17 protein-coding genes are annotated in these 21,370 nt (G+C 66.4%); 8 read left to right on the forward strand and 9 right to left on the reverse strand.

The features are described 5' to 3' along the window. Positions 1–94 precede the first annotated feature (94 nt). A complete protein-coding gene (locus tag AC1RNN_RS01685) occupies positions 95–1,471 on the reverse strand; it encodes an esterase-like activity of phytase family protein (protein ID WP_493086531.1) in 1,377 nt (458 codons plus the stop codon). 145 nt (positions 1,472–1,616) lie between these two features. On the opposite strand from AC1RNN_RS01685, the gene yaaA reads away from it, so the two are divergent. Genes yaaA through queF form a run of 3 tightly spaced genes read left to right on the forward strand, consistent with a single transcriptional unit; the run spans position 1,617 to position 4,162 of the window. After that, entirely contained in the window at positions 1,617–2,390 is a 774-nt protein-coding gene (gene yaaA / locus AC1RNN_RS01690) for a peroxide stress protein YaaA (protein ID WP_493086529.1), read from the forward strand. A gap of 27 nt (positions 2,391–2,417) precedes the next feature. After that, positions 2,418–3,317 carry an alpha/beta fold hydrolase gene (locus AC1RNN_RS01695; RefSeq protein ID WP_493086527.1) on the forward strand — a complete coding sequence of 300 codons (900 nt, stop codon included), beginning with the start codon at positions 2,418–2,420 and terminating at the stop codon, positions 3,315–3,317. Continuing rightward, positions 3,314–4,162, forward strand: coding sequence for an NADPH-dependent 7-cyano-7-deazaguanine reductase QueF (queF, locus tag AC1RNN_RS01700; protein ID WP_493086525.1), 849 nt, complete (start codon positions 3,314–3,316; stop codon positions 4,160–4,162). Before AC1RNN_RS01695 ends, queF begins: the two co-directional genes overlap by 4 nt. Before the next feature lie 38 nt (positions 4,163–4,200). Here the strand turns inward: queF and AC1RNN_RS01705 are convergent, their stop codons facing one another. From AC1RNN_RS01705 to AC1RNN_RS01715, 3 genes are all read right to left on the reverse strand, one after another. Continuing rightward, a complete protein-coding gene (locus AC1RNN_RS01705; protein WP_493086523.1) occupies positions 4,201–6,876 on the reverse strand; it encodes a bifunctional diguanylate cyclase/phosphodiesterase in 2,676 nt (891 codons plus the stop codon). Then, positions 6,873–7,955 carry a TRAP transporter substrate-binding protein gene (locus AC1RNN_RS01710; RefSeq protein WP_493086521.1) on the reverse strand — a complete coding sequence of 361 codons (1,083 nt, stop codon included), beginning with the start codon at positions 7,953–7,955 and terminating at the stop codon, positions 6,873–6,875. Before AC1RNN_RS01710 ends, AC1RNN_RS01705 begins: the two co-directional genes overlap by 4 nt. 153 nt (positions 7,956–8,108) lie before the next feature. Further along, positions 8,109–9,668, reverse strand: coding sequence for a methyl-accepting chemotaxis protein (locus AC1RNN_RS01715; RefSeq protein WP_493086520.1), 1,560 nt, complete (start codon positions 9,666–9,668; stop codon positions 8,109–8,111). Positions 9,669–9,933: 265 nt separating this feature from the next. On the opposite strand from AC1RNN_RS01715, the gene AC1RNN_RS01720 reads away from it, so the two are divergent. After that, complete coding sequence (locus AC1RNN_RS01720; RefSeq protein ID WP_493086518.1) at positions 9,934–10,389, forward strand: DUF1569 domain-containing protein; 456 nt, start codon at positions 9,934–9,936, stop codon at positions 10,387–10,389. Here the strand turns inward: AC1RNN_RS01720 and dinB are convergent. Beyond that, positions 10,386–11,648, reverse strand: coding sequence for a DNA polymerase IV (gene dinB / locus AC1RNN_RS01725; RefSeq protein ID WP_493086516.1), 1,263 nt, complete (start codon positions 11,646–11,648; stop codon positions 10,386–10,388). The two genes, AC1RNN_RS01720 and dinB, sit on opposite strands and share 4 nt — an antisense overlap. Positions 11,649–11,745: 97 nt before the next feature. Here dinB and AC1RNN_RS01730 point away from each other — a divergent pair, with 97 nt between their 5' ends. Together AC1RNN_RS01730 and AC1RNN_RS01735 are read left to right on the forward strand one after the other, a co-directional pair. Further along, on the forward strand, positions 11,746–12,501 hold the full coding sequence (locus tag AC1RNN_RS01730; RefSeq protein WP_493086514.1) for a substrate-binding periplasmic protein: 756 nt from the start codon (positions 11,746–11,748) through the stop codon (positions 12,499–12,501). After that, complete coding sequence (locus AC1RNN_RS01735; RefSeq protein ID WP_493086513.1) at positions 12,498–13,856, forward strand: ABC transporter substrate-binding protein; 1,359 nt, start codon at positions 12,498–12,500, stop codon at positions 13,854–13,856. Before AC1RNN_RS01730 ends, AC1RNN_RS01735 begins: the two co-directional genes overlap by 4 nt. 39 nt (positions 13,857–13,895) lie before the next feature. Here the strand turns inward: AC1RNN_RS01735 and AC1RNN_RS01740 are convergent, their stop codons facing one another. Then, the gene (locus AC1RNN_RS01740; RefSeq protein ID WP_493086512.1) at positions 13,896–15,041 is read right to left on the reverse strand and encodes an alpha-hydroxy acid oxidase; all 1,146 of its coding nucleotides are present in this window, start codon (positions 15,039–15,041) and stop codon (positions 13,896–13,898) included. Positions 15,042–15,187: 146 nt separating this feature from the next. Between AC1RNN_RS01740 and AC1RNN_RS01745 the strand changes: the two genes are divergently transcribed. Continuing rightward, a complete protein-coding gene (locus AC1RNN_RS01745) occupies positions 15,188–18,088 on the forward strand; it encodes a DUF2339 domain-containing protein (RefSeq protein ID WP_493086511.1) in 2,901 nt (966 codons plus the stop codon). Next, positions 18,085–19,479: a DUF3999 family protein gene (locus tag AC1RNN_RS01750; protein ID WP_493086509.1), complete on the forward strand. Its 1,395-nt coding sequence runs from the start codon at positions 18,085–18,087 to the stop codon at positions 19,477–19,479. The genes AC1RNN_RS01745 and AC1RNN_RS01750 overlap by 4 nt, the downstream gene beginning before the upstream one ends. Here the strand turns inward: AC1RNN_RS01750 and AC1RNN_RS01755 are convergent. The 3 genes from AC1RNN_RS01755 to AC1RNN_RS01765 all read right to left on the reverse strand — a co-directional run bounded on the left by AC1RNN_RS01755 (position 19,463) and on the right by AC1RNN_RS01765 (position 21,369). Beyond that, on the reverse strand, positions 19,463–19,915 hold the full coding sequence (locus tag AC1RNN_RS01755; RefSeq protein WP_493086507.1) for an RcnB family protein: 453 nt from the start codon (positions 19,913–19,915) through the stop codon (positions 19,463–19,465). The two genes, AC1RNN_RS01750 and AC1RNN_RS01755, sit on opposite strands and share 17 nt — an antisense overlap. 105 nt (positions 19,916–20,020) lie before the next feature. After that, the gene (locus tag AC1RNN_RS01760; RefSeq protein ID WP_493086505.1) at positions 20,021–20,581 is read right to left on the reverse strand and encodes a methylated-DNA--[protein]-cysteine S-methyltransferase; all 561 of its coding nucleotides are present in this window, start codon (positions 20,579–20,581) and stop codon (positions 20,021–20,023) included. A gap of 11 nt (positions 20,582–20,592) precedes the next feature. Then, positions 20,593–21,369, reverse strand: a complete 777-nt coding sequence (locus tag AC1RNN_RS01765) for a hypothetical protein (RefSeq protein ID WP_493086503.1) — start codon at positions 21,367–21,369, stop codon at positions 20,593–20,595. Position 21,370: the final 1 nt, after the last annotated feature.

Genomic DNA, 21,370 nt, shown 5'->3' on the forward strand with positions numbered 1-21,370 from the left:
CGCGCCGACGACCAAATTTGCTGCCGGGCCGCCCCAAGGCGAATTGCGCCCCCTGGGTGGCAGCGCCCCGCGCAGCGGTGGAGCGTGGGGCTCTTTACTTCGCGTCTACGAGGGCCTGGATGTCCAGCAAGGTCAGCTCGTTGTCATCGGGCTGGCCCAGCGTGCGGCCGCTGGAGAAGGGGAAGTTGTTGTCGTTGACGACCACGATGTGGTGGGAGTCCACCACGGTCAGGCCTTCGGGGCCCAGGTGGGGCAGCACAAAGCTGTCTTCATTGGGGCCGCGCTTGGCCACGTGCTTGGGATTGGCAATCTTGGTCAGGTCGATGAAGGCCACCTTCTTCACAAAGCCATCGGCATCGGTCTGGGCGAAGTCGATCTTGTAGACGCGCTTGAACTTGGCCGGGCGTGTGAAGCAGTCGGTGCGCGGCTCGTCCTTGCAGACATTGCCCGAACCTTCGGTGGTGTCGTCGCGCTCGATCACCAGGCCGGTGGTGGTGTCCAGCATCTGGAAGTCGGCGGCGATATTGCCCACTTCTTCAAAGCTGTATTTCCACTGGCGCTCGCTGTACTTCTGGCTGGCCGCGTCCAGCTCCAGGATGCGGGTGAAGGGCTTGCCGTTGCGGCTTTCCTGGGCCTTGGTGGCGGCGTCCCACAGGGGCCACTCGAACATGGGGTACAGGGTCTTGCCGTCGATGGACTTGGCCATGGGCTCAAAACCGCCGCTGCGGCGCACTTCAAAACCGGCGTCGCCGGGGTAGTTGGGCAGGCGGCCGTTCATGTAGTGGTCGGGGCCGCGGTAGGTCTTGCTGCCCACCACGGTTTCGATCACACCGAGCACCTTGCCCTGGTGGTTGACGCGCAGCACATAGGGGCCAAACTCATCACCGATCCACCACTCCTGGCCCACGGCCTGGATGGACTCGGGGTCGAAGTCCACGCCGGTGAGGAAGCGCTCGCGGGTGGCCTCGTTCTGGATGGCGAAGGGCACCTTGCGGTCGGGATCGTGCAGGAAGGTGGTCTTCAGGCGTGTGACCTTGCCGCTGGCCCAGTCGGCCTTGACGTGGTGCACCATGAGCAAGGCGTCCTGGGAGTTGATCTTGCTCCCAAAGCCGTTGTCAGTCAGCGTGAGAAATTCGCTCTTGCCCAGCGAGATGATGCCGGAGAAGCCCTGCACGGCCTGGCCCTTGATGGGCAGGGTGCCGCCGGACTTGCGCGGGTACTTGGGGTCGCCCACAAAGCTGATGCCGTCAATGCTGTTCAACACCTCGGTGCGCTGGCGGTTGGCGCCGGCGAACTTGCCTGCGGTCTCGAAAAACTTGCCGGCGGACTTGGGCGCGGTCACCGTGGTGTTGGCGGGCAGGGCGGCGTGGCCGGCCAGCACGGCAGTGACTTCGGTCTGGGCCGAGGCCGTCGCTGCGCTCAGCGCCAGAGAGAGGGCCAGGGCCAGACGGGAGATGGAGGCAGTGTGCATGGTGAGAGCAATGCGAGGGTTGGACAAGGCGCGAAGCCTAGGGCTTCCATATGAAAATTCCGTGACGCACGCCGGCCCATGCCGATCACGCTAAACTGGCTCGCTCCCCTTGTTGTGCCTCCTGTTCTTCCCCCTGCTTCGCGCCATGCTGTTCCTGCTCTCCCCCGCCAAATCCCTGGACTACGACTCCCCGCTGACCGGCCAGCCGCATACCGCGCCGCTGTTCGTCAAGCAGTCCAAGGAACTGATCACCCTGCTGCGCGAGTACACACCGGCCCAGATCTCGGGCCTGATGGATTTGAGCGACAAGCTGGCCGCCCTGAATGTGGCGCGCTACGCGGCCTGGTCCACGCGCGCCACGCAGAAGAACGCACGCCAGGCGGTGCTGGCCTTTGATGGCGATGTTTACGACGGCCTGCAGGCCAAGACGCTGGGCGAAGAGGATTTGGCCTGGGCGCAGGAGCACCTGTGCATCCTCAGCGGCCTCTATGGCGTGCTGCGCCCGCTGGACCTCATGCAGCCCTACCGGCTGGAGATGGGCACCACCCTGAAGGGCCCGCACGGCAGCAACCTCTACCACTTCTGGGGCCGACAGATTGCTGACTACCTCAACACCCGCCTGCGCAAGGACGCGTCGCCCGTGATCATCAACCTGGCGTCCGACGAGTACTTCAAGTCAGTGGACCGCAAGGCGCTCAAGGGCCGGGTGGTGGAATGTGTGTTCCAGGAGTACAAGGACGGTCAGTACAAGGTCATCAGCTTTTTCGCCAAGAAGGCGCGCGGCCTGATGGCGCGCTACGCCATCGAACGCCGCCTGCTGACGCCCGAGCAGCTCAAGGCGTTTGACACCGACGGCTACGCCTACGCCGCCGCAGAATCCACCCCCGAACGCCTGGTATTTAGAAGAAAACAGGCCTGAGCCCCCGAATCAATTGCGCGAATAGCTATGAAAATCAGAGCAAATGGTATCGACATTGAGGTAGAGGACAGCGCGCAGGCCGACGCGTCTTTCGCCAACAAGCCTGCCGTGCTGCTCATCATGGGCCTGGGCATGCAGCTGATTGCCTGGCCGCCCGAGATGGTGCACACGCTGGAGGCAGCGGGCTACCGTGTCATCCGGTTTGACAACCGCGATGTGGGCCTGTCCACCCACTTTGACGCACTGGGGCGTCCCAACCTGCTGTGGGCCAGCATCAAGTACAAGCTGGGTCTGCTGCCCGCTGCGCCCTATAGTCTGGGTGACATGGCGGCCGATGCCATCGGCGTGCTGGATGCACTCAATATTGACCAGGCCCACGTGGTGGGCGTGAGCATGGGCGGCATGATCGCGCAGCGCGTGGCACTGGCTGCGCCCGCCCGCGTGCTGAGCCTGACCAGCATCATGAGCACCAGCGGCGCACGCGGTCTGCCCCAGGCCGCACCGGAGGTGGTGCGCGCCCTCATCAGCCGCCCGGCCGGCAAGAGCACGGATGCGGTGGTGGCACATTCGGTGCGCCTGTTCCAGACCATAGGCAGCCCTGGCTACCCCACGCCCGAGCCCGAGCTGCGCGAGCGTGTTCGCGCCAGCGTGTTGCGCGCCTTTCACCCTGTGGGGACCGCGCGCCAGATGCTGGCGGTGGTGGCCGACATCACGCGCGCGGCCTTGCTGGCGCGCATCACCGCGCCCACGCTGGTCATCCACGGAGAGGCTGATCCTCTGGTGCCGCTGCCCTGTGGCGAAGACACGGCGCGCCGCATTCCCAATGCCAAGCTGGTCACCATCGCCGGCATGGGCCATGATCTGCCCCCCGAGCCGCTACGCCAGATCCTGGACGCCTTGCTCCCCCATTTGAAAGCCACCCCATGAACACCCCCGAACAATCGCAGCTGGGCAAGGCCTCGGCGTATGTGGACCAGTACGACGCCTCCCTGCTGTTTCCCATCCCCCGCGCTGGCAAACGTGCCGAAATCGGCGTCACCGGTGCGGCCCCGTTTTTCGGCGCCGACATGTGGACAGCTTTCGAGCTGAGCTGGCTCAACCTGCGTGGCAAGCCGCAGGTGGCACTGGTGCACTTCACCATCCCCGCAGAATCCCCCAACATTGTCGAGAGCAAGTCCTTCAAGCTCTACCTCAACAGCTTCAACAACACCCGCTTTGCCGATGCCAACGCGGTGCTGGAGCGCCTGCGTACAGACATCACCGAAGCCGCCTGGCGTGGTGCGGTGGTGCAGAGCAGCGTGGGAGTGCACCTCATCGCGCCGGAGCTGTTCGACCGCGAGCCGGTGTACGAGCTGGACGGCCTGAACCTGGACCGGCTGGACGTGGAGTGCACGCGCTACCAGCCCGCTCCGGACCTGCTGACCACCGCGCCAGCCGAGGAGGGCGCAGTGAGCGAGGTGCTGGTGAGCAACCTGCTCAAGAGCAACTGCCTGGTGACCGGCCAGCCCGACTGGGGCAGCGTGCAGATCAGCTACACCGGTGCGCAGATCAACCAGGAAGGTCTGTTGCAGTACCTGGTGAGCTTTCGCAACCACAACGAATTCCACGAACAGTGCGTGGAGCGCATCTTCATGGACATCTGGACGCGCTGCCAGCCCACCAAGCTGACGGTGTACGCGCGTTACACGCGCCGTGGTGGTCTGGATATCAACCCCTTCCGCACCAGCCACCCGCAGGCGTTGCCGGGCAATACGCGCACCGCCCGCCAGTAAGCAGCTTGCTCCTGTTTCAGGAGCTGCTCGCGCATTGTCTACGAGGGCTGCAGCTCTCTTTGGCTTGAAAGAAGCGCTTCCAACTCCTGGGCCGGCAGCGGACGTGCAAACAGGTAGCCCTGGCAGAGGTGGCAGCCGTGCGCGGCCAGGAAGTCGCGTTGCTCCGCCGTCTCCACGCCTTCGGCAATCACCTCCAGCCCCAGCGTCTCGGCCATGCCGATGATGGTCTGCACCATCACCGCATCGGCTGCCTGCTCGCCCAGATTGCGGATGAAGGACTGGTCGATCTTGAGCTGGTCCAGCGGCAGCTTGGTCAGGTAGGTCAACGAGGAGTGGCCGGTGCCGAAGTCGTCCATGGAGAAGCGCAGGCCCAATCGCTTGAGCTCCTGCATCTTGGCGATCGTGTCCTGCACGTTGTCCAGCACCAGGCTTTCGGTCAGCTCCAGCTTGAGCTGGTGGGGGTTGGCACCTGTCTCCGCCAGTGCGGCGCGCACTTGTTCCACAAAGTTCTCCTGGCGGAACTGGCTGGCGCTTACGTTCACCGACACGTCGAGCAGCCCGTGGCTGGGGTGGGTAGACCAGCGCACCAGTTGCTCGCAGGCAGTGCGCAGCACCCATTCGCCCAGGGGGACGATGAGGTCGGTCTCCTCGGCCAGGCCCACAAAGGTGAGGGGCGAGACCATGCCTCGCACCGGGTGGTGCCAGCGCACCAGCGCTTCGGCCCCCACGGGTTCGCCCTGGTCGGTCACCTGCAGCTGGTAGTGCAGTTGCAGCTCGCCCTGCGTCAGGGCCAGGCGCAGGTCGCGCTCCAGCTCGGCGCGCGACTCGATGGCGGCCAGCATCTGCGGGTCAAAGAAGCACAGCGCGTTGCGCCCGGCGTTCTTCACCTGGTACATGGCGATGTCAGCCTGCTTAAGCAGTTCCGAACTTTGCTGCGGCGTTGCGCCAAACAAGGTCGCGCCCACGCTGCAGGTGCTGCGGTAGACGGTGTTGTTGAGCTCGTAGGGCTCGTTGAGCGCGGCCAGGATGTTGTCGCCCACCATCTTGGCCTGGGCTGCGGCTTCCATGGGGTTGAGGCTGAGTTCCTGCAGCATCACCACGAACTCGTCACCTCCCAGGCGGGCCACCGTGTCGGTCTCGCGCACGCAGGCCTTCACGCGCTGTGCCACCTGTTGCAGGAGCAGGTCGCCCACATCGTGGCCCAGGGTGTCGTTGAGGGTCTTGAAATGGTCCAGGTCCATGAACAGCAGCGCGCCACGGCGGCCGCTGCGCGTGCTGGCGATCAGGGCCTGCTGCAGGCGGTCGCCCAGCAGGCGGCGGTTGGGCAGGCCGGTGAGCGGGTCAAAAAAGGCCAGCTGCTCGATTTCGGCGCTGGCCTCGCGGATGCGCGTGACGTCCTGGTAGACGATGACCACGCCACCGTCGGCGACGGTGCGCTCGGTGATCTCGATCACGCGACCATTGGGCAGGTGGCGTTCGTGGCTGTGTAGGCGTTTGTGCAGCAGTTCCAACCGGGTTTGCACCCAGGCCTCGCGGGCAGCGTCGTCGGCGTCTGGCAGGGTGCGGAGTGCGGTGGCTTCCAGCAAGGAGGCAAACGGTATTCCCACGGCAATGCGCTCTGCTTGCCAGGGATAGAGTTCCAGATACCGCCGGTTCCAGCTCAGCACGCAGTGCTGCGCATCGAGCAATAGGAAGCCGCTGTCCATGGACTCCAGCGCCTGGTCCATGGTGGACTTGGCTTCTGAAATGGCGCGCTGGGCCTGGGCCATCTGGTGCAGATAGCGCAGGGCCACCACACCGGCCAGCAGGATCATGAAAACAAACACTGCGCTCACACCGCCAATCAGCAGGCTCTCGTGCCGCCATTTGTCCAGCACCGTGTCCATGGGGATGCTGGCCGTGATCAGGATGTCGTGGTAGAGCATGTTGCGCTGGACCACCAGTGCCGGCACTCCTGTCAGGCGCGCAGCCATCTGCACCGCGCCCTCGGTAGTCTGTCCGCCCAGCGGCGGCTTGAGCAACTGGCCGGCCAGAGAGTCCATCGTGGGGGCGCTGGCCAGCAACTGGCCGTTGCCACGTTCCAGCGTGGCCTCCAGCCGCTCAATGTCCACCCCCTGCACCAGGATGGTGGACAGCAGCGACACCTGTACCTCGGCAATCGCCAGGACCTTGGAGCCATCGGCCAGGCGGATATGGCGCGCCAGGTAGAGCACTTGCTCGGAGCTGTTGAAGTTCACCACTGGCAGGCTGATGGCCAGGCTGGAGACCGATTGCTCCAGCGCCTCGTGCACAAAGCCCGGTGGCGTGGCGAGCACCAGGTTGGCGCCCAGCGGGTCGGACGACGCCAGCATCTGCCCCTTGTCGTCGAGCAGGGCCACGTGGCGCACCAGCAGGTTCTGCCGTAGCGCGCCCTGGATCAGGCGGCTGGCCATGGGCGCATCGATCCATTCGCGTTGCAGCGAGGACAGACTGAGCAGGTTGTCCAGGCTGGCCAACATCACGTCCACGCCAAGCAGGTTGCGGTTGACGGCGGCTTCTGCGCCGGCCACGAAGCGCAGGGCCTGGCCCTCGCTGTTGGAGAGGGCGCTGTGGTAGTTGTCGCGTACCAGCAGCAGCGCCAGGGCCACCACGGCAACAGCAAAGAACAGCGCTGAGCCGACAACGGCACGCGTGGCGCGGGAAGAGACGAGTCGGGGTCTGCGGGCTGGGGTCACTTGGCAGGGGGCGCCACGATGCCGTGGGCAGGTCCTATGGTTTGGTCCCAGATGTCCTTGCAGCGCTGGCTGCAGCGCTGCAACCAGCGCGGCAGCACCGTGTTCGCAAAGATGTCCTTGCGCTGGCGCTCGTCGTCGGCGCTGCGGGCCACCTCCACCATGCTGCCCTTGCGGCCGTTCACGCAACTGCTCTGGCCGCGGTTGCAGGCCATGCCTTCGGCGGTCTCGCGTTCGCTCTCGGCCCAGATGGCGGTTTCCAGCTTGGGCAACTCGTGCGACAGCAGGGCGCGCAGGTCCCCCGGCAATGCTTGCCAGGCCGACTGGTTGGCGCCGAACACGGCCAGTCCCCAGGTCAGGGGCAGGGAATGCACATGGGTGGTCACTTCGTGCAGGCCCAAATGGTTGCCTGACATGGTGCCGGTGATGGCGCACTCGGTATTGCCCGAGGCCATGTTGGGCAGCACCTGGGCAAAGCCCGCCAGCACCGGCACGGCGCCCAGTGCGCCCACAAAGTCGGCCTGGGTGGCCGAGGCCACCCGCACCCGCCGGCCTTTCAGGTCGGCCAGGGAAGAGAGGGAGCGCTTGCAGAACAGCACCTGCGCGGGGTAGATATAGACCGCCAGCACCTCGATGCCGTGGCGCTCGCGCAGCGATTTTTCCATGTAGGGGCGAAAGGCCGTCACGGTCTTGCGCAGGGTGGCCATGTCGGGGTTCAGGCCGGCCAGGTCGGGGGCGGCGTACTCGGGGTACTGGGCGGAGATATTGCTCAACAGGGCGGTACCAAAGGGCACCACACCGAGCTGGATGAGGCGCAACATCTCGGTACCTGGCACGCCGGCGCGGTCAAAGGGGGCGATTTCTGCGGTGTAGCGGCCCTGGCTGAGGCGGGGGAGTTCCTTGGTCCAGAAAGGTTCTTCGTTGCGTGTGTACTGGTTCAGCCCGGCCAGGCCGCCCACGATGCGCAGCTTCTGCGCACCCGCAGGCGCCGCGGGGGCCTGGGCCCACGCGGTCAGGGTGCAAATCCCCAACGTCCATGCAAGCGCCAGCACGCGCAGGCACGCAGCGATCTCTGTATTCATGACGACCTTTCAAGCCGTGGTCGGGGCCGGCTGCAGAAGGTGCCTTATGGGTGGCACGGCAACAGCCTGGTTGTCTCCCCGGGCCAAGTCTAGCGGGTCTGGAGGCTGTCGCCAAAAAGCTGCCCCCTCCCGTGGAGGGGGGCTTGCCGCGCCTCAGGGCAGCTGAAAGACCTGCACGGATCGCGCCAGCGTGGCTGCGCTGGTATTGAGCCCGGCGGCCGAGGCGGCGGACTCTTCCACCAGGGCGGCGTTCTGCTGGGTCACGGAGTCAAGCTGGGTGACGGCCTCGTTGACCTGGCCAATGCCGATGGACTGCTCCTTGGTGGCATTGCTGATGAGCTGGATCATGTCGCCCACTTCCTTGACGGACTGGACCACCTCGTCGATGGTGCGGCCGGCATCGGTCATCTGGTGGTAGCCGGCCGAGATCTGCTCGGCGGACTGGGCAATCAGGTCGCGGATTTCCTTGGCCGCCGCTGCACTGCGCTGGGCCAGGGCTCGCACTTCGGCCGCCACGACCGCAAAGCCGCGGCCCTGTTCGCCGGCCCGGGCTGCTTCCACCGCCGCGTTCAGCGCCAGGATGTTGGTCTGGAAGGCAATGCCCTCGATCACGCCAATGATGTCGCGCATCTTGCCCGAGGAGGCGTCGATCGCCTGCATGGCCTCGCTCACCCGGTGCACCGCCTGTCCACCGCGCTTGGCGATCTCGTTGCTGTTGGCGCTTTCGCTGGATACGCGGGTGGCGGTGTCGGCGGTCTGCTTCACCGTGCTGGCCAGCTCCTCCATGGAGGCGGCAGTTTCCTCCAGGTTGCTGGCCTGCGATTCGGTACGGGCGGACAGGTCCATGCTGCCCTCGGCGATCTCCGAGGCGGAGCGGTTGAAGATGCCGATTTCCCGGCGCACGTCGCCCACTACCGCGCGCAGGTTGATCTGGATTTGTCGCAGCGCACGGATCATGGTGCCCAGGGGCGGCGGGTAGTTGCCTTGCACCGTGCTAGTGAGGTTGCAGCCGGCCAGGTCGTCGGCAAAGGCTTCGGCCGCCCCGATGGCCGCAGAGAACCGCAGGTGGAACCAGGCCAGCACGCCGCCCGCACCCAGCAGCAGCGAGGCCAACTGCACAGCCACGGCCTCCCAGCCCTGCATGCCCAGGAACTGCGGCACCATGGCCAGCAGGATCATGCCCAGCAGCGCCAGCCCCAGTCGGGTGGTGAGTGTCATGCGTGCGAGCGTGCCGCCGATACCGCGCAGGCCGCCCAGCCGCAACTCGCCGCCGCGCAGGCTCAGGGTCTGGCGCCCGCTCTGGGCTTCGGCGCGCATCTGGGCGTACAGCGTTTCAGCTGCGGCCACATCTTGCCGGCTGGGCTTGATGCGCACCGACATATAGCCCTTGGGCTTGCCGTTCTCCAGGATGGGGGTGACGTTGGCCTGCACCCAGTAGTGGTCGCCGTTCTTGCGGCGGTTCTTCACCAGTGCGGTCCAGGGATGGCCGTGGCCTATGGTCTGCCACATGTCCTTGTAGGCTGCAGCGGGCATGTCGGGGTGGCGCACCAGGTTGTGGGGCTGGCCAATGAGCTCTTCGTAGGTGAAACCGCTGGTTTCCACGAAGGCGTGGTTGCAGTGGGTGATGATGCCTTTGGTATCGGTCATCGAGACCAGCATCTGGTCTGCGGGGTAGTCGTACTCTCTCTGTGTGACAGGCAGATTGGTGCGCATATCTATCCTCCCTTGCGTTGTTGTGTGGCACGCTGTCTTGGATCAAATTGCGATTGCATTGGGCCGCAACTGTCTTGATGTCGTCAAGGGCGTTCCCGTGTTTTGTGCAGGCTCTTGACCTAAGTCAAGGTTTTTGGGGCCTTGCCCCGCGTGCAGGGGTGCCGAAGGCTTGTCGCCAAGGTGTCAGCGCAGTCCCGTTATGATTTTTGCCATGAAACGGCGAGATTTTCTTGTGGTGCACGCCAGCCTGCTGGCAGGAGCTTCTATGGCAGATACCCCCAAGGTCCAGTCCCTGGACGACGTGCTGCGCTGGCTGGACCGGCTGGAGCGCGCGACCCAAGTGAGCAGTACTAGCAGCTGGCCCATGGGTGCCGTGCTGGAGCACATGGCCCAGAGCGTGGACATGAGCATGGACGGCTTCCCCGAGCCCAAGAGCGCGCTGTTCCAGGCCACGCTGGGGTCGGCGGCGTTTGCGGTGTTTCGCGCGCGCGGCAAGATGTCGCACGGACTCACCGAACCCATTCCCGGTGCGCCAGCGTTGCCGCAGCTGGTTGACTGGAAGCCCGGCGTGCAGCGCCTGCGCGTAGCGGTGCAGCGTTTCCAGGCCCATACAGGGCCGCTGAAACCCCACTTCGCTTACGGCGCGCTCGGCCGGGCGGACTTCGCGCTGGCCCACACCCTGCACATCGCCAACCACCAGGACGAGATCACGGTGGCCTAAAAAAGCTGCCTGGTTCGCGTGTCTTCTGCTCCTGAATCAGGAGCTGCTCGCGCAGACTCTACGGGGGTTAGCGGGTTGTTTTTCTTGTTTCTTGGGGCGTCTTCCTCGCGCAGCAACGCCCCCATGCGCACACCTAGCAGACGCAGGCGCTTGGCCAGCGGCGCGCGCTTGAGGCACAGGCCCGCCACACGGCGGATCTCCTTGGCATCGGCGATGTACTGTGGGATGGTGATGTCACGCGTCACCGCCGTGAAATCCTCGTACTTGATCTTGATGCCAATCGTCTTGCCCACATAGCCCTTGCGCTGCAGGTCATCGGCCAGCTGTTCGCACAGGCGCGTGAAGATGGCGCCGAGCTCCGCCTTGTCACGCACGGCGTGCAGGTCGCGTTCAAACGAGGTCTCGCGGCTGATGCTCACCGGTTCGCTCTCCAACACCACGGGGCGGTCGTCCAGGCCGCGGGCCGCCGCGTACATCCAGGCGCCGGTCTTCTGGCCAAAGTGGTCGATCAGCCATTGCAGGTCCTGCGCGGCGAGCTGGCCAATGGTCTGGATGCCCAGGCCCTGCAGCTTGGCGTCCGCCTTGGGGCCGATGCCGTTGATCTTGCGGCACGCCAGCGGCCAGATCTGGCTTTGCACATCGTCCTCATGGACGATGGCGATGCCGTTGGGCTTGTTGAACTCGCTGGCCATCTTGGCCAGCAGCTTGTTGGGCGCCACGCCCACCGAGCAGGTCAGGCCGGTGTCGTCGAAGATCGCTTTCTGGATCAGCCGCGCCAGCACGCGCCCGCCCTCGCGCTGGCCACCGGGCACCTCGGTGAAGTCGATGTAGACCTCATCCACGCCGCGGTTCTCCATCAGCGGCGCGATGTCGGTGATGATGGCCTTGAAGCGCTGCGAGTAATGGCGGTACTGCGCAAAGTCCACCGGCAGCAAAATGGCTTGCGGACACAGCTTGGCCGCTTTCATCATGCCCATGGCCGAGCCCACACCAAACTGCCGCGCCGCGTACGTTGCGGTGGTAATCACGCCGCGCCCCGTATAGTCCCGCAGTAGCGGAAATGCAGCTACCGGAATTTCGTGCAGGGGTAGCCCCGCGTATTCGTCGCGCAGCGCGTCGTCCATGGCGCGGCGCCCACCGCCAATCACCACCGGCAGGCCCTTGAGCTGCGGGTAGCGCAGCAACTCCACGGATGCATAGAACGCGTCCATGTCGAGGTGGGCGATGCGACGTATCGGGTGGGGCGGCGGGGCAGGCATGGCGCCCAAGGATAGCAAGGGCAACCCACCCTTGCCACGCTGGTGCGCTTGTGGCTACGATGGGGAAAAACGTTGGATACCAGCCTTGGAGGCGTGCGTGCACAAATTGACACTGTGGCGATGGACGGCCCTGTTGCTGGCTTGTGGGCCGGCGTGGGGCTGGGCGCAGGTTGTGCGCATGCCTTTGCAGGACACGCCGCCGTTTTCCTGGCGTGACGCCGGTGGTCGCCCGCAGGGGATTTATCCGGCCATGGCGGCCGCGATGGCACGCCTGAGCGGGCTGGACATCCGGGTGGACGTGGTGCCCTTTGCGCGCGCCGCATCGCTGGTGGCCAACGGGCAGGGCGATGCCACGCTGCTGTTTTCCACCGCCTTCACGGAAGGCAAGGCGCGCGAGGCAGCAGTGGCCTTCTACACGGACCAGGTGGTGCTGATGCGCCCGGGGCTGACGGTGGCCGGGCGCACCGAGTTGCCGCCCCTGGCGTTGGCGCGCATGAACGGCGGTTGCCGCGATCTGGCAGAGGACACCAGCGTGCCCTGGCGCTTTGAAGAGTTGTCCAGCCAGGAGGCGGGCATCAAGATGCTGCTGGCAGGCCGCGTGGATGGTTTCTGCTCGGTCAATGAAAGTTTGAGCTATGCCATTCTTGGCGTGGGCGGCAGTGCGTCCTTGCACGGCGCCCAGCGGGTGGTGCTGGCATCGAGGCCTGTGTGGCTGCTGCTGTCGCCCCATCTGGATGCGCAGACCGGCAACCGCCTGGTACAGGCCCTGCGCCAGTTGCAGAAAAGCCCGGACATTCACCGTATCTTTCGCACCCAGCTGGGTGCCCAATACCAGCTGAACTTGCCCAAATGAATACCTTGCCGCCCTCCCTGTCCGTTCCGCTGGGGCGCCGCCGCGCGCTGCGGGCGGGGCTGGCCGTGTTCGGTGCGGCCCTGCCATTGGCCAGCCTGCCTGCAGCCGACCGCTACGCGCGGTACCGCGGCCAGACCGTAGCCTTCAGCATTCCGGACCACCCGCACTACGACACCATGGTCAAGCTGCTGCCGCGCTTCACGCAGGAGACCGGCATCAAGGTGGAACTGGCGCGCGAAAACATCCTGCGCATGAAACACCGCCAGATGGCGGAACTGGCCCAGGCCAGCAGCGCGCTGGACCTCGTCAGCTACGTGGCAACGTGGAAGAGCGAGTATGTACAACGCCGGCTGATCCACCCGCTGGATCGGTACCTGAAACATCCCGTTCTCTCCGACCCGGCCTATGACCTGGCCGATCTGGTGCCCGGCTACCTGCAGAACATTGGTCTGGTGGGTGGTCCCAAGGGCTATCTTCCTGGGCCGGGCGCTCGCCTCTACGGCTTGCCCTATGGCGCCGAAACCTCCTTGCTGGCGTATCGCGCGGATGTGTTCGAGAAACTCGGTCTGGTGCCACCGGCGCGCTATTCCCAGTTGCGCCGCCTGTTGCCGCGGCTGCGTGAACGCACCGGCATGGCCGCGCTGACCTCGCGGGGACAGCTGGGGCACAACTGTGTGCATGCCTGGTTGCTGCACCTGAGTCCGCTGGGGGGACGGGTGTTCGACGAGCGCTGGGTGCCGACCTTCCATCTGCCGCCCGGGGTCGAGGCCCTGAAGGTGCTCAAGGAAATCGCCGACACCGGCCCCGAGGGCATGGCCCATTTCAGCTACAACGACATGCTGCAGGTCTTTCTGGAAGGGGGCAGTGCCATGTACCTGGACTCCACGGCCGTGCTGGGGGCGGTGCGTACTTCGCCGCAGTCGCGCGTGGCGGGCAAGGTGGCGTATGCCCTGCACCCCCGTGGCAGCCGGCAGGCCTCGCAGACCGGCGGCCTTGGGCTGGCGATCGCTCGTACCTCGCCGCGTGCGGATGCCGCCTTCCTGCTCATGCAATGGCTGACCTCCAAGGCGCAGGACAAGGCGGTCTGCCTGCTGGGCGGTGCGCCCATGCGCCAGTCCACCCTGCGCGACCCGGAGCTGCTGCAGCGCTACCCCGAATACACCTTGCTGCGCGAGCAGCTGCGCTATGCCGACCCGGACTGGCGCCCCATCATCACGGCGTGGGACGAGATCAACACCGGTCCGCTGGGCTCGGCCGTGCACCAGGGGCTGACAGGTGCCGCGGCACCGGACCAGGCGCTGGGTGCCATCCTCGGGCGGGTGACCGAAATCATGGTTGCTGCCGGCTACCGCTAGGAGAACCCTATTGGTTGAGGCGGCGCTGGCGCGGAGCGGTCAGTAGGTGCCGGGAATCAGGATGTTCCGGTCCACGTTCTGGATGTTGGTGTGGCCGCAGAAGGCCATGGTCACATCCAGCTCCTTGTGGATGATTTGCAGCGCCTTGGTCACGCCCGCTTCGCCCATGGCGCCCAGGCCATAGACCATGGCGCGGCCGATCATGGTGCCCTTGGCGCCCAGCGCCCAGGCCTTGAGCACATCCTGCCCGCTGCGCACGCCGCCGTCCATCCACACCTCAATCTGGCTGCCCACGGCCTGCACTATGGCGGGCAGGGCGCTGATGCTGCTGGGTGCGCCATCGAGCTGGCGGCCACCGTGGTTGCTCACCACGATGGCGTCGGCCCCGCTGGCCACGGCCAACTGCGCGTCTTCCACGTCCTGAATGCCCTTGAGGATGAGCTTGCCGCCCCATTTCTCCTTCACCCACTTCACGTCGTCCCACGACAGGCGGGGGTCGAACTGCTCGTTGGTCCAGGCGGCCAGGGATTTCATGTCGCTGACCGATTCCACATGGCCCACCAGGTTGCGGAAGGTATGGCGTTTGGTACCCAGCATGCCCAGGCACCAGCGCGGCTTGGTCGCCAGGTTGAGGATGTTGGCCAGCGTGGGGCGGGGCGGGGCGCTCAGGCCATTCTTCAAATCCTTGTGGCGCTGGCCGATCACCTGCAGGTCCAGCGTCAGCACCAGGGCGCTGCAGCGTGCGGCGCGGGCGCGTTCGATCATCTTGGCCATGGCAGCGCGGTCGCGCATCATGTAGAGCTGGAACCAGAAGGGCGCGGAGGTGTTTTCTGCAATGTCCTCAATCGAGCAGATGCTCATGGTGGAGAGGGTGAACGGAATGCCGAATTTCTCGGCTGCGCGCGCGGCGTGGATTTCGCCATCGGCATGTTGCATGCCGGTCAGCCCCACGGGCGCGATGGCCACGGGCATCTTGGCGTTCTGGCCAACCATCTGCGTGGTCGTGGTGCGGTTTTCCATGTTCACCGCCACGCGCTGGCGCAGCTTGATCTTCTGGAAATCATCTTCGTTGGCACGGTATGTGCCTTCGGTCCAGGAGCCCGAGTCGGCATAGTCATAAAACATGCGCGGCACGCGCTTTTCGGCCAGAACGCGCAGGTCTTCGATATTGGTGATCACGGGCATGGGCTCTCCTTGGGTCAGCTCCGCATGGTAGCGGCGGCGCCATCCGAAGGGCGTGAAATCCGCCCCGTGGGGTTTGAAATTATTTGAGTGTCTTGGGCTAGACTGGCCCGCCACAGGGGCAATCAACACGCACAGGGAGCATACGCATGGTGGTTTGGGGCGTCATCTGGGGGGCCATCATTGGCTACCTGACTGCAGGCTACGACGAAGGGCTGGGCCTGATGGCAGGCGCCATGCTGGGGGCCATTGCCGGGCTCACATTGCGCAGTGCCGTGCGCCGCGAGATTGCGGCGCAGCGTGCGGCGGCAGCCCCGCCGGCTCCGGCTGCTGGAGTCATTGCCACACCGGCCACGCCGCCAGCCCCGTCCTCGCCACCCGCTTCTACGAGCGCTGCGCCAGTGCCCACCGCTGCGCTGGCCACTCCTGCAGTGGCTGCCGCGTCTGCAAGGCCCGCCGCCCGCGAAGAACCCGACGAGTTTCTGGATGCTCCGGCACCTGCGCGCAGCACACCCACGCGCGCCGCGCTCGGCCGCGTGGAGGAACTGACCGATCCGCCGGAATGGGTGATGCCCAATGTGCTGGGCGGCGCGGTGGATGCGGCGCGCAACTGGCTGCTGGGTGGCAACACCATCGTGCGCGCGGGCGTGCTGGTGCTGTTTGTAGGCTTGGCCTTCCTGGCCAAGTTTGCGGTGGATAACGCACTGCTGCCGCCCGAATTGCGCCTGGCCGCCATTGGTGCGTTTGGCATCGTGCTGTTTGTCTTCGGCATCCGCCTGCGCGGCCGCCAGCCCGACAAGCTGGCCTATGCGCTGACCTTGCAGGGCGCGGGTGTGGCTGTGCTCTACCTCACGGTGTTTGCAGCTTTTCGGCTGTACCAGTTCCTGCCAGCGGGCGCGGCGTTTGGCGTGCTGGCACTGGTGTGTGCGTTTTCCACCGCCATTGCGCTCTTGCAGAATGCCATGCCTATGGCCTTCATCGGCTTTGCGGGCGCGTTCGCTGCGCCCATCCTCGTGTCCACGGGGCAGGGCAGCCATGTGGGCCTGTTTGGCTACTACCTGGTGCTGAACCTGGCTATCGCCGCCGTGGCCTGGCTGCGCGCCTGGCGCCCGCTGAACCTGCTGGGTTTTTTTGCCACCTTTGGTGTGGCCACCGCCTGGGGGGCGCTCAAGTACCAGCCCGAGCACTTCGCCACGACCGAGCCCTTTCTGATCGCCTTCTTCCTGGTCTATCTGGTGGCCAGCCTGCTGTACGCCATGCGCCACTCGCTGGCGCCCAAGCAGGCGGCGGACGCCACGCTGGTCTTTGGCACGCCGCTGGTAGCCTTTGGCTTGCAGGCTGCGCTGGTGAAGGACATGGAATACGCCACGGCCTTCTCGTCGCTGGCGCTGGGCGCCTTGTACCTGTGCCTGGGCTGGTGGGCGGTGAAGCGCCAGGGCGCCAATCAGGCCGTGGGCCAATGGCTGGCCGAATGCTTTGCCGTGTTGGGTCTGGGCTTTGTGACGCTGGCGGTGCCGCTGGCGCTGGATGCACGCTGGACCAGCGCCGTTTGGGCGGCAGAAGGCGCCGCGGTGTACTGGATGGGGCAGCGCCAGGGCCGCTGGCTCGCGCGTCTGGCCGGCTTGGTGCTGCAGGTGCTGGCTGCGGGCAGTTATCTGCAGGGGTTGGACCAGATGCACACGAGTACTTGGTTCGTAGCCAACCCGGCTTTCATCGGTGCCGTGTTGCTGGCCGCATCTGCTCTGGCGTTGGCGCACTGGACACGCTTCGCCACCGAGTCGGCACAGGGCGGCTCCGGCGCCAGCTGCTTGCTGGCCAAGGTGGAGCAGCAGCTGTCGCCCGTGCTCTTCTGGGTGGGCTTTGCCTGGTGGCAGTTTGCGCTGGTGCACGACATCGAGCGCGCGGTGCCCGGTGCGGATGGCAATTGGGGCCCTGTGTTGAACACCAACCTGCAGTCGCATCTGGAAATGCTGGGCTGGCTGCTGAGCGCCTGGGTGGCGCACCGCCTGGCCCTGCCTGCGCGGGCCAAGCCCTGGGCCATTGCGGCCACGCCGGCCTGGTTCTCGCTGCCCATCATGGTCTTGTTTGCGCTGGACGGTATTGTGTCCATGGACCATGTGTTCCAGATGGGGGGCTGGCTGGTCTGGCCCGTGGCCTTGCTGCTGCATGTCGCCACGCTGCGGAATCTGGATGCGCTGGCTCCGCAGGTCTGGTGGCGCGCGGTGCACACCGGCGGTGTGTGGCTGCTGGCGCTGTTGGTGGGCAATCTGCTGGTGTGGGCGGTGCTGCGGGCGCAGTTACAGGGCACGTCCTGGGCGGCGGTCATCTTCCTGGTGGCCAGCGTGCTGGTGCTGCTCGCACTGTGCCGTCGCAGCCTGTATGACGCGCAAAGCCGCGTGCGCGAGGCCTGGCCGCTCAATCGCTTTGCCATGGCCTATCTGTGGCGCGCCGCATTGCCACTGGCGGTGGCCGTAGGACTGGGTGCATTGGTCGTGGCCGTGCATTCCAGCGGCAACGCCCGGCCCTTGCCCTATGTGCCCTTGCTGAACCCGACCGATCTGGCCGTGGCGCTGGCCTTGCTGGCCGTGGCCCTGTGGCACACACGCGTGCGCCAGAGCGAGCTGCCGGTACCGGCCTGGGTGCACGACACGCGCTGGCTGCTGGTGCTCAGTGTCATGGGTTTTGTGGCGCTCAACACCGTGTGGTTGCGCGTGGCGCACCATTACGCGGCCGTGCCCTGGGACGCGGAGCGCCTGTTTGCCTCCTTCCTGGTGCAGGCGGGCTACTCCATCCTGTGGACGCTGCTGGCGCTGGGCCTGATGTTGGTAGCGCACCGCCGCCATGCGCGCCCGGTGTGGATGGGCGGTGCGGCCCTGCTGGGGCTGACGGTGGCCAAGCTCTTCCTCGTGGACCTGAGCAACCGCGGAGGCTCGGAGCGCATCGTCGCCTTCATTGCCGTGGGCGTGATGATGCTGGTGGTGGGGTACTTTGCGCCCATTCCCCCGGCGCAGACCAAGCTGCAGGACGACGACGAGAAGGAGGATGCATGAAAGCGCTCTGGACGGTTGCTGCCCTGCTGGCCCTGACCGGGCCGGCGCTGGCGGCGGAAGACAGCCTTACGCCGGCCGAATTTGCCTGGCGCGGTGCGCTGGTGCTGCCCCAGGGTGCCAGCCTGGCGCGGGTGGAGCTGCCTGTAGAGGCGCTGTTGCGCATGCAAAGCCCGGCGGCCCATGATGTGCGCGTGTTCAACGCCGATGGCGCGGTGGTGCCGTATGCGCTGCTGCGTGCGGATGATTTAGAGCGCAGCGCGCCTGCGGTGCAAACCCGCAGCTACCCGGCCTACCCGCTGTTTGCGGCCAGCGCCGGCGCGCCTGCCGTGCGTGGTGCGGTGGAGGTTCGGGTGAGCAGCGAAGGCAGCGCCTGGGTGCGCTGGGGCCCGGCCGGGGCCAACCCGCAGGTGCCGGCGAATGCACAGCCTTTGCAGGCCGCATTGTTTGACACGCGGGCCGAGCAGCACACCTTGTCGGCCCTGCAGCTGCAGGCCGAGTTGCCGCGCAACACCCTGGTGCACCTGCGGCTGGAGCGCAGCGCGAACCTGCAGGACTGGGAGTCCGTTCCGGTCAAGGGCCCGGTCTTCCGCTTTGAGGGGGCCGATGCGCCCAGCAGCACGGTGCTGGAGCTGCAGCAGGCGGCAAGCCTGAAGGGCTACTACCTGCGTCTGGCATGGGCCGGGCAGGACGGCGTGCGCGTGGAAAGCGTCACGGGGCGGGTGGCGGGCAAGAGTGTGTCGCCAGCGCACCTGCGTGCGACGCTGCCTGTGGGTAATGCCGATGGCCTGGGCATGGTGTGGGCACTGCCCTTTGCCACGCAGCTGGCCGCGCTGCATGTGCAGGCTTTGCAGAACAACACGTTGGTGCCGGTGCGTATCTCGGGCCGCAGCGACGCGGCCCAACCCTGGCGCGCTCTGGCTTCTACCGTGGTGTACCGCTTGGACTCCGTGGGCCAGGGCAGCAGCAACAGTGCGCTGGCACTGAATGGGCCTTCCTTGCGCGCATTGCGGGTAGAAGCCAGCAATGGCCAGCCGCTGCCTGCGGGCGGTTTGCAGGTGGCGGTGGAATTTGCGCCGATGCAGCTGGCGCTGCTGGCCTCCGGCCCCGGGCCGTACACGCTGGCCGTGGGCCGCGCGCATACGCCGCCGGCAGCGGTGGAGGCCAGTGTGCTGGGGTCTGTGGCGCCGGCGCGGCTGGCCGAGCTGCCGGCCGCCGCCGTGAAGCAGCTGCGCGCCGACCCGCCCGATGCGCCCCAGCTCTGGGCCGCTGCCCTGCTGCCGGACGGCGTGAGCCCGCGCACCGCCTTACTGTGGCTGGTGCTGGGGGCTGGCGTGTTGTTGCTGGGGGTGGTGGCCTACGGCCTGTTGCGCCAGATCACTGGTTCAAAATGATCTGCGCAATGATGCCGGTGGCAATTGCGATCAGCACATAGTCGGCGCCCACCTGCACCCATTGGTGGCCACGGGGTGGCGCGGGCAGGCGGTGGCCGTAGTAGTTGTTCACCACATAGATGGGGCGGCGGTACTCGTAGGGGATGTAGCCGCCACGGCGGAAGTCCGGCCCGCGGGCACCGTAGTAGCCGGGGTGGCCGTCCCAGTGCCGGTTGTCCCAGCGGCCGTCGCGGCGGTCATCGTGCCTGTCGTCGTGCCGGTCATCCCGGCGATCGTCACGTCGGTCATTGCCGCGCCCGTTGTCGTGGCGTCCCCGGTCCTGCTGGCTCCAGCGGTCGTCGTCCGGCCCGTGGCGCCCCCGGTCTTGCGCCTGTGCCAGGCTGCCAAGCCCCATGCTGGCGATGACGACGGCGCACACAATGGCTTTGGATTTCATACAACTGCCTATGGAAGTGGAGGAGCCTTCATGCTCCGCCTCCCAGGTAAGCGGCGTGTAAACCCTTTGCGCTTTTGTGCAAGCAAAGGTTGGGCGGTGTAGTGCTCAGGGCTCGTCGAAGAGGCCGGGGCCGCCAAAGCGGGCGCGCTCGGCCAGCAGCATGCGCAGCTTGGTATCTACCCCGCCAGGGGCCGAAAAACCGCCGCTGCCGCTGTGCGCGGCCAAGATGCGGTGGCAGGGCACCACGGGCGCAAACGGGTTGGCGCCCAGCGCTTGGCCGACGGCGCGTGCGGCGCCGGGCTCGCCAAGCTGGCGTGCCAGTTCACCGTAGGTTACGGTTTCGCCGGGGGGAATCTGCCGCGCCAGGTCGTAGACGCGCTGGTGGAAGGGTGGCACGCCCTCCATGTCCAGCACCAGATGGCCCAGGTCGCGCGGCTCGGTGGGCTGGCCGGTCAGCAGGGCGACAACGGCGTCGATTGCCGCTTGTACTTCGGCTGGCGGGGGCAGCTCGGGCGCGCGTGCAAAGCGGGCCTGCATGCGCAGGCGGCTGGTGGCCTCATCGGCCTCGGGCAGTTGCACCCCGGTGAGGCCGTGCGGGCCCCAGGCGATGCCGCAGTGGCCCAGTGCGGTGGCAAACAGGGCGAAGCCGGTGGTGTGTGCAGCCATGGGGAGGTGCCTCAGTGTCCGGCCGCGTGCAGGGCCTGGCCCAGCGTGTGCGCGCCGGGTGCGTAGGCGGCCAGGCCGGCGCCCACCAGGGCCACAAACACGGCCGTCAGCGCAAAGGGCAGCAGGGTGCGCTGCACCGCGGTGCCGAGCCAGTGCGCGCTGTCGCCGCGGCGCAGGTGGCGGTACAGCGAGTAGGAGAGCACGCCGTCGAGCAGCAGCTCGGCAAACAGGGCCGGTGCCATGTAGACCACGTAGAGCGAGGCCAGTGCCAGCCCGGCCGCCAGCAGGATGGCCAGCAGCGGAATGGCGAATTCGTCCGCATCGCCCACGGAGCCCAGGGCATCGCCGGCCGATTTGGCGCTGTCGCTGATCGACGGCAGTATCGAGGGTTCATCGTGTACGGCGACGGGGTGGTGCGAGCCGCCGCGAAAACCGGTGCCTGGGATGGCGGAGTCCATCACGTCGGCCACATCAGTGGCGTCTGAGAGGTCGGGTCCGTCGGCCGTGTCGGTGTGGTTCGACGCCGAGGTGCGCACCCACAGCCACAGCAAGCCCAGGAACACGAGGTAGGCCAGCAGCAGCGCCAGCGGGTAGCGCGTAGCCATGCGCAGCATGCCCAGATGCAACAGCAGCGCCGACGCGACCCAGCCCGCCGCGCCGGTGAGCGCGACGATGATGCCCATCTCGATGCGCGGGTAGGCGCTGTATTCCAGCTCGCGCTGGATGCGGATCAGGGCGATCGAGCGGCTGACGCGGAAGGAGCGGGGTGAGCGGGAAGGACTGGGCATG

This window comes from Rhodoferax sp. GW822-FHT02D07 (assembly GCF_058802405.1).

What these genes read in the sequence shown, in the direction of transcription:
- queF (WP_493086525.1), top strand. Translation starts at nt 3,314, where the DNA reads ATGAACACCCCCGAACAATCGCAGCTGGGCAAGGCCTCGGCGTATGTG.
- AC1RNN_RS01715 (WP_493086520.1), bottom strand. Translation starts at nt 9,668, where the DNA reads ATGCGCACCAATCTGCCTGTCACACAGAGAGAGTACGACTACCCCGCA.
- AC1RNN_RS01710 (WP_493086521.1), bottom strand. Translation starts at nt 7,955, where the DNA reads ATGAATACAGAGATCGCTGCGTGCCTGCGCGTGCTGGCGCTTGCATGG.
- AC1RNN_RS01735 (WP_493086513.1), top strand. Translation starts at nt 12,498, where the DNA reads ATGAATACCTTGCCGCCCTCCCTGTCCGTTCCGCTGGGGCGCCGCCGC.
- AC1RNN_RS01720 (WP_493086518.1), top strand. Translation starts at nt 9,934, where the DNA reads ATGGCAGATACCCCCAAGGTCCAGTCCCTGGACGACGTGCTGCGCTGG.
- dinB (WP_493086516.1), bottom strand. Translation starts at nt 11,648, where the DNA reads ATGCCTGCCCCGCCGCCCCACCCGATACGTCGCATCGCCCACCTCGAC.
- AC1RNN_RS01760 (WP_493086505.1), bottom strand. Translation starts at nt 20,581, where the DNA reads ATGGCTGCACACACCACCGGCTTCGCCCTGTTTGCCACCGCACTGGGC.
- AC1RNN_RS01745 (WP_493086511.1), top strand. Translation starts at nt 15,188, where the DNA reads ATGGTGGTTTGGGGCGTCATCTGGGGGGCCATCATTGGCTACCTGACT.
- AC1RNN_RS01750 (WP_493086509.1), top strand. Translation starts at nt 18,085, where the DNA reads ATGAAAGCGCTCTGGACGGTTGCTGCCCTGCTGGCCCTGACCGGGCCG.
- AC1RNN_RS01755 (WP_493086507.1), bottom strand. Translation starts at nt 19,915, where the DNA reads ATGAAATCCAAAGCCATTGTGTGCGCCGTCGTCATCGCCAGCATGGGG.
- yaaA (WP_493086529.1), top strand. Translation starts at nt 1,617, where the DNA reads ATGCTGTTCCTGCTCTCCCCCGCCAAATCCCTGGACTACGACTCCCCG.
- AC1RNN_RS01685 (WP_493086531.1), bottom strand. Translation starts at nt 1,471, where the DNA reads ATGCACACTGCCTCCATCTCCCGTCTGGCCCTGGCCCTCTCTCTGGCG.
- AC1RNN_RS01695 (WP_493086527.1), top strand. Translation starts at nt 2,418, where the DNA reads ATGAAAATCAGAGCAAATGGTATCGACATTGAGGTAGAGGACAGCGCG.
- AC1RNN_RS01740 (WP_493086512.1), bottom strand. Translation starts at nt 15,041, where the DNA reads ATGCCCGTGATCACCAATATCGAAGACCTGCGCGTTCTGGCCGAAAAG.
- AC1RNN_RS01765 (WP_493086503.1), bottom strand. Translation starts at nt 21,369, where the DNA reads ATGCCCAGTCCTTCCCGCTCACCCCGCTCCTTCCGCGTCAGCCGCTCG.